The following is a 10,096-nucleotide window of genomic DNA, read 5'->3' as shown; positions in this document are numbered from 1 at the left end:
GTCCCAGAAGAACTGCACCTTCACCCGGCCGTATTCGTCGCAGTGGATCTCTTCGCCGGCCGGGCCGGTGACGACGGCGCTCTGACTGCCCAGGATGCGCGGCTTCGGGTGCTCCAGCGGCGGGCGATACGGGACGTCCCACGGGGTGGCGACGAACTGGTTGCGATAGCCCTGGGTGAAGCCGTCGTCGGCTCGGGTGTCGCTGATGACCGACTCTTCCAGCACCTGCGGTTGCTTGCCTTCGTGCAGCACCTCGGTGAGCAGCCAGAGCTGGTTCCAGGCGTCGCGCGGGTGGTCAGTCAGGTCAAGAAAGTGGCCGCTGACCAGGGTTGGCGAGTCGCCATCGCCCTGGGCCTGCGCGAAGTCGTGGCGATGGCGTTCCAGGGCGCGCGTGGCCAGGTGCTTGCCGCGCTCGCGGTCGGTGTAGCGGCCGGGATAGTCGTAGTCCTCCAGCTTGGGCTGGGCGTCGCCATCGGCCTTGGCTTCCAGTTGTAGGCGTGGCTTCTCGAAGTCGTAGTCACGGCGCGTGACCTGGCTGGTGCGGGTCTCCACGCGGACGCCGAAGTGCTTGATCACCGGGTCGTCGGCCACCAGGCCGGTGTCCTGCTGGTAGGCCAGCGGTGCCAGGCGCGGGAAGACGGTCTGGTCGTCGCCGAAGGTCAGGACGTGGCCGTCGCTGCTGTGCTGGAAGTGGTAGTGAATGCCTTCCTCTTCGCACAGGCGCTGGACGAAGTGCAGGTCGCTCTCGTCGTACTGCACGCAATATTCGCGCTCGGGGTAGATCGAACCGAGCTGGAACTGATACGCATCGGCCTGGATGCCGTGTTCTTCGAGCACCTGGCTGATGATCTTCTCCACCGTCAGGTGCTGGAAGATGCGCTGGTTGGTGCGGTGTTTCAGATAGGTCAGCTGAGGCACCAGGGTCAGGCGGTAGCGGGTCATGCGCTTGCCCGATTCGCCCTGGGCGATGCGGTGGATCAGGCCGTGGATGCCCGCTCCCTTCTGGTCGAACGCGAGAAAGGCACGTTGATGCAGCAGGCTTTCCAGGTCCAGGTCGGGCCTGTCGCTGATCAGTTCCACGGCGAACGCATACGGCTGGCTGACCGCCTCGCGCCCGCTGAACTCGAGCACCTGCAGGTCGTGTTCGACACCTTCGATGCTGAGACTGAAATGGGTCTGGTTGGCCTGGGCGAACATTCGTTGTTCCTCTCGATCATTCCATGATGGGCGCGTGGCGCGCTCCAGGTTGTAACCGATTCGGCCGCGTGCTGCTGGCAGCGGTCGAGGTTTTCGGCAACTGCCGCGCCTGTCCGACGCGTTTTGCCGAAACGCAACGGCCAGGACGATGCCTGGCCGCTGCGGTGACGCACGAACTCAGCCTGCGATTAGGCGGAGATCGGGGTACGCCAGTCGTCGGAGCCGGAAGTACCGGAGACTTCGTGGGTCCAGACGATTTTGCGGTAGGTGAAGTAGACGTCTTCCAGGTGAGTGAAGTGCGCCATGTTCGGGTCCTGGCAGTTCGGCATGCGCGACTGAACGTCGACGATCACGGCGTCTTCCAGTTCGATGGTGAAGTAGTGCTCCTGGGTACCGGTGGAGGAGGTGCGGTACCACTCCAGACGGCACTTGTTCAGACGCTCACCGGAGGTCAGGGCGTTGAAGATCAGCGGCGAGGACTTGTCGAAGACCTTGGTGATCATCAGCGGCTTGTGTACGCGCTGGCCGGTCGGTTGGCCGGACTGCGGGTCACGCGGGATGATGACCTGGTGGTTGTACGCCTGAACCAGAATCTGGTCTTCATGACCTTCCTGGAAGATGTTGCCGACCGAGTCCTCGGTGAAGGTGCCAGCGGTGATCAGACCTTGTTTGGTGCCTTCGAGGGACAGATACGCGGGTGTTGGCATGAGTGCTCTCCTTGCCTGGGTCATGGATCATGATCGATCCGGGAGCCCTGTCTAAAGCGAGCGGCATGCCAGATAAAATAAATTCATTCAAAACAATAAGTTAGCGTGACCGTGTGGCGAGGGTTCGTCACCTTGAGCGCTGGGTCACGTTAATTTGCGCAACAAGTTGCGCAGTGCTGTGCAGCTTGTTGCGCAGCGCGCTGAAGGCCCCGTGTTTGCTGGCTTTCAGGCGATCCGGCAGTGCTTTGTCCGGCGGGCGCTGCGCAAGAAGCTGCCGCTCGGCTCATTCGGCCCAGTGCCGGCCATGGCGCTCCAGCAGGTGCTGCAATTGCTCCGGGCCGTCGCTGCCGGCCGGGTAGGGGCGCGGGCTCTGGTAGTGCTGGTGCCAGCCCTGCAGGATCGGGTCGACCCACTGCCAGGCGGCCTCGACTTCGTCGCGGCGCATGAACAGCGTGGAGTCGCCTTCGATCACGTCCAGCAGCAGGCGCTCGTAGGCGTCCCAGCGGCGTTGCTGGCTGAAGGCGTTGGCCAGGTTGAGGTCCAGTTCCACGGGTTTGAGGCGCATGCCCTTGCCCGGGTTCTTGGCCATCAGCTGCAGGCTGATGCGTTCTTCCGGCTGCAGGCGAATCAGCAGCTGGTTGGCCTCGCCGTCGTTGAACAGGCGGTGTGGCACCGGCTTGAACTGGATGAGAATCTCCGAGGTTTTCTTCGCCAGGCGTTTGCCGGTGCGCAGGTAGAAGGGCACGCCGGCCCAGCGCCAGTTGTCGATTTCCGCCTGTACAGCGACGAAGGTCTCGGTGTCGCTGTCGTTGTCGACGTTTTTCTCGAAGTAGTAGGCCTGCACGTCATGGCCGCCGATCTGGCCAGCGGTGTACTGGCCGCGCACGGTCTTGTCCTGCACGTCGAGGCCGCTGATGGGCTTGAGCGCTTCGAGAATCTTCACCTTCTCATTGCGCACGGCCTCGGCGTCGAAGCGTACCGGGGCTTCCATGGCCACCAGGCAGAGCAGCTGCAACAGGTGGTTCTGGATCATGTCGCGCATGGCGCCGGCCTTATCATAGTAGGCACCGCGGTTTTCCACACCGAGCGTCTCGCAGACGCTGATCTGCACGTGGTCGATATGCCCGGCACGCCAGACCGGCTCGAACAGGGCGTTGGCGAAGCGCAACGCCATGAGGTTCTGCACGGTTTCCTTGCCCAGGTAGTGATCGATGCGGAACACCCGTGCTTCGTCGAATACCGCACCGATGGCCGCGTTGATCGCACGGGCCGAATCCAGCGAGTGGCCGATGGGCTTTTCCAGCACGATGCGGGCGGCCGGGCCTGCCAGGCCGGCGTTGGCCAGGTGGGTGGCGATGTCTTCGAACAGATTCGGCGCGGTGGCGAGGTAGTAGACCCGCACGCGGTCCTCGGCACGCCCCAGGTACTTGGCCAGGCGGCCGAAGTCGGCGCTCTGCGCGGCGTCCATGGCGAAGTAGTCGAGGCGCGCGGCGAAGCTGGCCCAAGTTTCGGTAGTGAAGTCCGCGCGCGCTACCTGCGCCCGGCAATGGCGCTCGGCGAGCGCCTGGTAGGCCTCGCGGCTGTGACTGCTGCGGGCCAGGGCGAGGATGCGCACGTCGGCATGCAGGCGTCCTTCGCGATGCAGGTGGTAGAGCGCTGGCAGCAGCTTGTGCAGGGCCAGGTCGCCGGTGCCGCCGAAGACCAGCATGTCGCAGGGGATGCTCAAGAGAAGACTCCGACTCGATTCTGACAGGCTGTTGGAAACTACCCGTGTTGGTAATACGGCGTCAAAAACGGGCTGTTGGCCGTGCGCCAGTGCCACTCATGTAGTATAACTACAAGGTCACTACAACCCCGGCGGTGGATCATAACCGAGTCATGATCGATCGAGTGCCCGTGGTAGACCCTTTTCTCATAGAGCCAAGCCCGTGAATCTGTTGCAACACATCGCCCAGTCGCGCCACCTGCTGCGCAAGTCAGAACTGAAGGTGGCCGACCACGTCCTGCTCGATCCCGCATCGGTGATGCACAGCTCGATGGCCGAGCTGGCGCACAGCGTGGGTATCAGCGAGCCGACCATCGTGCGTTTCTGCCGTGCCATCGGCTGCAGTGGTTTCCAGGATCTCAAGCTCAAGCTGGCGCAGAGCCTGGCGGCGGGCGCGAGCTTCGGCCAGTTCGCCATTCACGAGGACGACTCGGTCGCGGACTTCAGCCTGAAGATCTTCGACACCACCCTGCACACCCTGATGGAAGTGCGCGAGAAGCTCGACCCCGAGGCGCTGCAGCGTGCCATCGCCGCCTGCTCGCAGGCGCAGCGCGTGGAGTTCTATGGCTTCGGTGCATCCGGTGCCGTGGCGGCGGATGCCCAGCACAAGTTCTTCCGCCTGTTGCTCAATGCCGCCGCCTACTCCGACCCGCACATGCAGGCGATGAGCGCGGTCACGCTCAAGCCGGGTGATGTCGCCGTGTGCATTTCCCAGTCCGGCCGTTCCAAGGACCTGCTGATCACCGCCAACCTGGTGCGTGAGTCCGGTGCCAGCCTGATTACCCTGTGCCCGAGCCAGACCCCCCTGGCCGAGCTGGCCACCGTCAACCTGGCCATCGATGTGCAGGAAGACACCGAGATCTACACCCCGCTGACCTCGCGCATCGCCCACCTGGTGGTGATCGACGTGCTGGCCATGGGCGTGGCCATGGCGCGCGGGCCGAGCCTGGTCAACCACCTCAAGAGCGTCAAGCGCAGCTTGCGCAGCCTGCGTCTGTCACCGAAGTCGATCAAGGCTTCCGAGGATTAGAGAACTGGGTCTTCAAGGACGAAGATGCGAGCAAGGCATGCGCTACTGATTGCGCAGGGTGCAGTACTGTTTCCGCTCGATGCTGTTCGCGTGCACGAGCGTGACGAAGCCCCGCACGAGATTCGAGCGACCGAGGCGGTCGACGTCACCGAGCATTCATGACGTCGCCGTCAAAGCGTCATCTGCCCGGAGCAAGCTGAGGCCTCCAGTCCTCGTTCCGGGAGTACCGAGATGTCTCGTATCTTCGATGACGCGCTGCTGCAGACCCAACCCGACGCCAAGACCCGTCGCAAGCTGCAGGACCAACGGCGGATGGCCTATCGCCGGGCCATCGAGCACTACGCCGAGCAGTGCCAGCTGCAGCGTGAGCTGGCGGACTTCCCGGATCTGCAGACGAACCAACGCCACGCTGCCTGACGCCGCGCGGTGTGCCGAATTCGGCATGCTGCCTGGGTAAAGCGATCAAGCGGGCGGGGCCTGTTCGGGCCACTGTAACGGGCTGACTGCCAGGAGCCCGATATGACCCGACTGACCCTTGCCGAGGCCCATGAGCTGGCCGCCGATATCCTTCGCCATGCCGGTTTCAGCGCCGCCTTCGTTCAGGCCATCGCCGCCACGGTGACTGCCGGCGAGCGCGATGGCTGCACGTCCCATGGCCTGTGGCGCCTGCTGGGCATCGTGCGCACGCTGAAATCAGGCAAGGCGGTGGCCGATGCCGAACCCGAGGTGTTCGAGCCGGCGCCTGCGCTGGTGCGCGTCGATGCCCATGGCGGCTTCTCGCAACTGGCGTTCGCCGCCGGCCTGCCGCTGCTGGCCGAGAAGGCGCGGCGCAATGGCATCGCCGCCATGGCGATCAATCGCTGCGTGCACTTCTCCGCTCTGTGGGTGGAGATGGAGGCGCTTACCGAGCGGGGCCTGGTCGCGCTGGCCTGCAACCCGACTCAGGCCTACGTCGCGCCCACCGGGGGCAGTCGCCCACTGTTCGGCACCAATCCCATCGCGTTCGGCTGGCCACGTCCTGGCGGCCAGCCGTTCGTCTTCGACTTCGCCACCAGTGCCGTGGCCCGTGGCGAGATCGAGCTGCATCGCCGTTCCGGCAAGCCGTTGCCGAGCGGCTGGGGCGTGGATCGCCAGGGACGGCCCAGCGATGACGCCGCCGAGGTGCTCGACCATGGCGCCATGCTGACTTTCGGCGAGCACAAGGGCTCGGCGCTGTCGGCCATGATCGAGCTGATCGCCGGGCCACTGATCGGTGACCTCACCAGCGTCGAGTCCGCCGCGTTCGATGCGGGGCACAATGCCTTGCCGTATCACGGCGAGCTGATCATCGCGCTCGATCCACAGCGCTTCCTCGGTGAGCAGGCCGACGCGCAGCTGGCCCGTGCCGAGACGCTGTTCGAGGCGATCCAGGGCCAGGGCGCACGGCTGCCGTCGCAGCGCCGCTACGCAGCGCGGGCGCAAAGCCTGGTCGAGGGTGTGGAGATCGCCGACAGCCTGTATCAGGACCTGATCGCGCTGCGTGGCTGAGTGCTGGCGGGCCAGGGGCCGGCGCAAAAAAAGCCCCGGCAAGCCGGGGCTGAGGGTGGGATGCGCCGGTTACCGCGCCGACACGGGTTTCAGTCCAGCGCATCCCGCGTGGTGACGCCGTCGACCAGCCGTGCCAGGCCGAGCGGGTTGGCATTCTGCAAGGCTTCTGGCAGCAGGGCGTCCGGGCAGTTCTGGTAGCACACTGGGCGCAGGAATCGCTCGATGGCGAGGCTGCCGACCGAGGTGCCGCGCGCGTCCGAGGTGGCCGGGTAAGGGCCGCCATGCACCATGGCATCGCCCACCTCGACTCCGGTCGGGTAGCCATTGAACAGCACTCGGCCGACCTTCTGTTCCAGCACGGCCAGCAGGTCGCCATGCGCCTGCAGGTCATCCGCCTCGGCCGTCAGCGTGGCGGTCAGCTGGCCGCGCAGGCCGTGCAGGGCCCTCAGCAGCTCGGCCTTGTCGGCCACCTCGACGATCACCGTCGCCGGGCCGAAGACCTCCTCCTGGAGCAACGCGTCTCCGTCGATCAGCAGGCCGGCAGCGGCCTGGAACAGCTGTGGACGCGCCTGCCGGCCCTCCTGCGGCTGGCCCGCCAGGTGACGAATGCGCGGGTGTGCGTGCAGCGCTGCCAGGCCCTTCTCGTAGCTGCGCAGCGTGCCGTCATTGAGCATGGTCTGCGCCGGACGCTGGCCGATCTCGGCGATCAGGTTGGCGGTGAACAGGCTGAACTCCGGCGAGGCGATGCCGATCACCAGGCCGGGGTTGGTGCAGAACTGGCCGCAACCGAGCACCACCGAGTCGGCCAGTTCGCGGGCGATCCGCTCGCCCCGGCTGGCCAGGGCGCCGGGCAGCACCAGCACCGGGTTGATCGAACTCATCTCGGCGAACACCGGAATCGGCTGCGGGCGGGCCGCGGCCATGTCGCACAGGGCTCGGCCGCCCTTGAGCGATCCGGTGAAGCCGACGGCCTGGATCGCCGGGTGCTTGACCAGCGCCTCGCCGACGCCGCTGCCGTAGATCATGCTGAACACGCCGGCGGGCATGCCGGTCGCGCGGGCGGCACGCAGGATCGCCTCGGCGACGAAGGCGGCGGTGGCCATGTGGCCGCTGTGCGCCTTGAACACCACCGGGCAACCGGCTGCCAGCGCCGAGGCGGTATCGCCACCTGCGGTGGAGAAGGCCAGGGGGAAGTTGCTGGCGCCGAACACGGCAACCGGCCCGACGCCGATGCGGTACTGGCGCAGGTCTGCCCGTGGCAGCGGCTGCCGCTCCGGCTGGGCACGGTCGATGCGCGCCGCGTAGAAGTCGCCCCGGCGCAGGACGCGGGCGAACAGGCGCATCTGGCCGCTGGTGCGGCTGCGCTCGCCCTGGATGCGCGCCGCCGGCAAGGCGGTTTCGCGGCAGACGATGGCGACGAAGTCGTCACCCAGTGCGTCGATCTCGTCGGCGATGGCGTCGAGGAAGGCGGCGCGCTGCGTGGCTGGCAGGCTGCGGTAGGCTGGGTAGGCCTCGGCAGCGGCCTTGGCGGCGGCGTCGACTTCTTCGGCGCTGGCCTGGATGAAGGCGTAGGGCAGGGGTTCGCCCGTGGTGGCGTCATGACTGCTGTGAACCACGCTGCCGGCGGCGCTGAATACGCCGCCGATGATGTTGTGGCCGATGGTGGAGGGCATTGCGGGCTCCTGTGTTTGCAGCGGTTCGGGAAGGCCCTGCGCTCGGCTGCGCAGGCGGCAGCCGAGCGAGGTGCAGCGGTCAGGCAGCGGCCGACCAGTTGGCGTACCACTGGCGGAACAGCCGGTACTGGGTCTCGGCGTAGTGGCGCTGGGCGTCGCTGAGCGCGTCGCTCTCGTTGAAATGCAGGCGGTATTCCTGGTCGCCGTTGAGCACCATCAGGTGCTTGTAATAGAGCACCAGGTCGGTGCCTTCGTCGAAGGACGACAGCACGTTCAGCGCTTCGGAAAGCTCCCAGGCACGGCGGCGCGCAACGGCATCGCCCTTGGCGGCCTGCCTGCTCAGCTCGACCAGTTGCAGCACTTCGCGTGGCAGCGCGTTGCCGATGCCGGTGATGGCGCCGGTGGCGCCGCAGTTGACGAAGCCGTGCACCACCTGGGTATCGACGCCAGCCATGAGGATCACACTGTCGTCCTGCGAGGTGATGTGTTCGGCGGCGTAGCGCATGTCGGCGGCGCCACCGAATTCCTTGAAGCCGACCAGGTTGGGGTACTGGCGGCGCAGCTTGAAGAACAGCTCGGCGCGGGTGGCGAAGCCGTAGTAGGGGCTGTTGTAGATCACCGCAGGCAGGTTCGGCGCGGCGGCGAGAATGGCGGAGAAGTGCGCCTCCTGGGCGGCCGGTGAGGCGCCACGGGACAGCACGCGGGGAATGACCATCAGGCCGTGAGCGCCGACCTTGGCGGCGTGCGCGGCGTGCGCCACGGCCTCACGGCTGTTCACGGCGCCGGTGCCGACGATGGTCGGCACGCCGGCTGCGACCAGGCGTGCCACGCCTTCCTGGCGCTCGGCCTCGGTGAGCAGCGGCCAGTCGCCCATGGAGCCGCAGTAGACCACCGCGCTCATGCCGATTTCGATCAGTTCCTTGCCCTTGCGCACCAGGGCGTCGAAGTCCGGCTTGCGCTCGGCGGTGCAGGGGGTCATCAGGGCGGGGATGGTGCCGATGAAGATGTTGCTCATGCTGTAGCCTCTTGGATAGATACAGGGTATTTCGTATACGAAAATAAGCGTGCGAAGCGCACCGCTCATTTCCAGGGTCTGGGCCGTAGCCCGGTTCACTGCGTCGGCGAGCCGGTGCTTGTCAATCTGCTGAACGCCGCGTTACAGCTGCACGTCCACCGGCCAGGTGTCCGACAGACGATAGCCGGTTGGCCAGGGGTCGTCCGGGTCGAGCATGTGCTGGTGGGTGCCGGTGATCCAGGCGCGCCCGGACAGGCAGGGGTAGATGGCCGTGCGCCCGGCGACCTCGGTCAGCGAGTCGATGCGGCAGTGGAACGCCGAGCCGATGATCGAGCGGCCGATGAAGCGCTCGCCCACCGCCAGCTGGCCCTTGGCATGCAGCACGGCCATGCGCGCCGAGCAGCCGGTGCCGCAGGGGGAGCGGTCGATCTTGCCGGGGCGGATGACCACCGCGTTGGCGCCAGTGGCCACGGCGTTCTCATGCACCACCGGCGCGGCGATCTGGCAGAAGGAGAGGTGGTTCCAGTCCGGATTCAGCGGGTGGCTGAAGCCGAGCTGCTGGTTGGCCGCCTGGGTGATCTTCAGGCCGATGGCGACCAGGTCCGCGGCTTCGTCCGGGGTGATGGCGAAGCCCAGCCTGTGCGCGTCGGCGATGACGAAACTGTCGCCGCCGTAGGCGGTGTCCACCTGCAGTGAACCGATGCCCTCGACCTCGATCCAGGCGTCGAGCCGGTCGGCGAAGGACGGCACGTTCTTCACTTCGACACGCTCGGCCTTGCCGTTCTTGCAGTCGGCGAGCACTTCCACCAGGCCGCCGGGGGCTTCCAGGGTCAGCCGGGTCTGCGGTTCGCTCATCGGCAGGATGCCGCTGTCGAGCAGCACGGTGGCCACGCACAGCGAGTTGGAACCGGACATCGGCGGCACGTCGGCCGGCTCCATGATGATCCAGCCCATCTGCGCGGCGGGGTTCTTCGCCGGCACCAGCAGGTTGACGTGGCGGAACACGCCACCGCGCGGCTCGTTGAGCACGAAGTTGCGCAGGAAGTCGTCCTGCGCGACCCAGCGCGACTGCTGCCAGAGGGTCTCGCCGGGAGGCGGGGTGACGCCGCCGACGATGACGTCACCGACCTCGCCTTCGGCGTGGCAACTGACGACATGGATGAGTTTGCTGCTGCGCATGCT

At 66.4% G+C, this 10,096-nt stretch carries 9 protein-coding genes; 3 read left to right on the top strand and 6 right to left on the bottom strand.

What is annotated here, in order from left to right:
* The 3 genes from tssI to zwf form a co-directional block, all read right to left on the bottom strand.
* Nucleotides 1-1,197 (bottom strand): type VI secretion system tip protein TssI/VgrG (tssI, locus tag E4487_RS21350; protein ID WP_175254343.1); only part of this gene is annotated, 1,197 nt, incomplete at its 3' end.
* Nucleotides 1,198-1,385: 188 nt separating this feature from the next.
* Nucleotides 1,386-1,904, bottom strand: a complete 519-nt coding sequence (locus E4487_RS21345; RefSeq protein WP_003241180.1) for an Hcp family type VI secretion system effector — start codon at nucleotides 1,902-1,904, stop codon at nucleotides 1,386-1,388.
* A 283-nt stretch (nucleotides 1,905-2,187) separates the two neighbouring features.
* Nucleotides 2,188-3,612, bottom strand: coding sequence for a glucose-6-phosphate dehydrogenase (zwf, locus tag E4487_RS21340; protein ID WP_218571718.1), 1,425 nt, complete (start codon nucleotides 3,610-3,612; stop codon nucleotides 2,188-2,190).
* A 220-nt stretch (nucleotides 3,613-3,832) separates the two neighbouring features.
* Here zwf and hexR point away from each other — a divergent pair, with 220 nt between their 5' ends.
* The 3 genes from hexR to E4487_RS21325 all read left to right on the top strand — a co-directional run bounded on the left by hexR (nucleotide 3,833) and on the right by E4487_RS21325 (nucleotide 6,226).
* The gene (hexR, locus tag E4487_RS21335) at nucleotides 3,833-4,699 is read left to right on the top strand and encodes a transcriptional regulator HexR (protein ID WP_037054469.1); all 867 of its coding nucleotides are present in this window, start codon (nucleotides 3,833-3,835) and stop codon (nucleotides 4,697-4,699) included.
* Nucleotides 4,700-4,930: 231 nt separating this feature from the next.
* Complete coding sequence (locus E4487_RS21330) at nucleotides 4,931-5,116, top strand: PA3496 family putative envelope integrity protein (RefSeq protein ID WP_037054482.1); 186 nt, start codon at nucleotides 4,931-4,933, stop codon at nucleotides 5,114-5,116.
* A 102-nt stretch (nucleotides 5,117-5,218) separates the two neighbouring features.
* Nucleotides 5,219-6,226: an Ldh family oxidoreductase gene (locus tag E4487_RS21325; protein ID WP_175254342.1), complete on the top strand. Its 1,008-nt coding sequence runs from the start codon at nucleotides 5,219-5,221 to the stop codon at nucleotides 6,224-6,226.
* A gap of 89 nt (nucleotides 6,227-6,315) precedes the next feature.
* Here the strand turns inward: E4487_RS21325 and E4487_RS21320 are convergent, their stop codons facing one another.
* The 3 genes from E4487_RS21320 to E4487_RS21310 form a co-directional block, all read right to left on the bottom strand.
* Complete coding sequence (locus E4487_RS21320) at nucleotides 6,316-7,899, bottom strand: aldehyde dehydrogenase (NADP(+)) (RefSeq protein WP_175254341.1); 1,584 nt, start codon at nucleotides 7,897-7,899, stop codon at nucleotides 6,316-6,318.
* 79 nt (nucleotides 7,900-7,978) lie between these two features.
* Nucleotides 7,979-8,914 (bottom strand): dihydrodipicolinate synthase family protein, encoded by a 936-nt coding sequence (locus E4487_RS21315; RefSeq protein WP_175254340.1) that lies wholly within the window; start codon nucleotides 8,912-8,914, stop codon nucleotides 7,979-7,981.
* A 141-nt stretch (nucleotides 8,915-9,055) separates the two neighbouring features.
* Nucleotides 9,056-10,093 (bottom strand): proline racemase family protein, encoded by a 1,038-nt coding sequence (locus tag E4487_RS21310; RefSeq protein ID WP_037054489.1) that lies wholly within the window; start codon nucleotides 10,091-10,093, stop codon nucleotides 9,056-9,058.
* Nucleotides 10,094-10,096 lie beyond the last annotated feature (3 nt).

This window comes from Pseudomonas sp. BMW13 (assembly GCF_013357275.1).
Taxonomy (GTDB): domain Bacteria; phylum Pseudomonadota; class Gammaproteobacteria; order Pseudomonadales; family Pseudomonadaceae; genus Aquipseudomonas; species Aquipseudomonas khazarica.
This window is presented reverse-complemented; position numbering and strand designations above follow the sequence as displayed.

Coding starts and splice junctions, on each gene's coding strand:
- E4487_RS21315 (WP_175254340.1), bottom strand. CDS start 8,914: ATGAGCAACATCTTCATCGGCACCATCCCCGCCCTGATGACCCCCTGC.
- zwf (WP_218571718.1), bottom strand. CDS start 3,612: ATGCTGGTCTTCGGCGGCACCGGCGACCTGGCCCTGCACAAGCTGCTG.
- E4487_RS21320 (WP_175254341.1), bottom strand. CDS start 7,899: ATGCCCTCCACCATCGGCCACAACATCATCGGCGGCGTATTCAGCGCC.
- E4487_RS21325 (WP_175254342.1), top strand. CDS start 5,219: ATGACCCGACTGACCCTTGCCGAGGCCCATGAGCTGGCCGCCGATATC.
- E4487_RS21310 (WP_037054489.1), bottom strand. CDS start 10,093: ATGCGCAGCAGCAAACTCATCCATGTCGTCAGTTGCCACGCCGAAGGC.
- E4487_RS21330 (WP_037054482.1), top strand. CDS start 4,931: ATGTCTCGTATCTTCGATGACGCGCTGCTGCAGACCCAACCCGACGCC.
- E4487_RS21345 (WP_003241180.1), bottom strand. CDS start 1,904: ATGCCAACACCCGCGTATCTGTCCCTCGAAGGCACCAAACAAGGTCTG.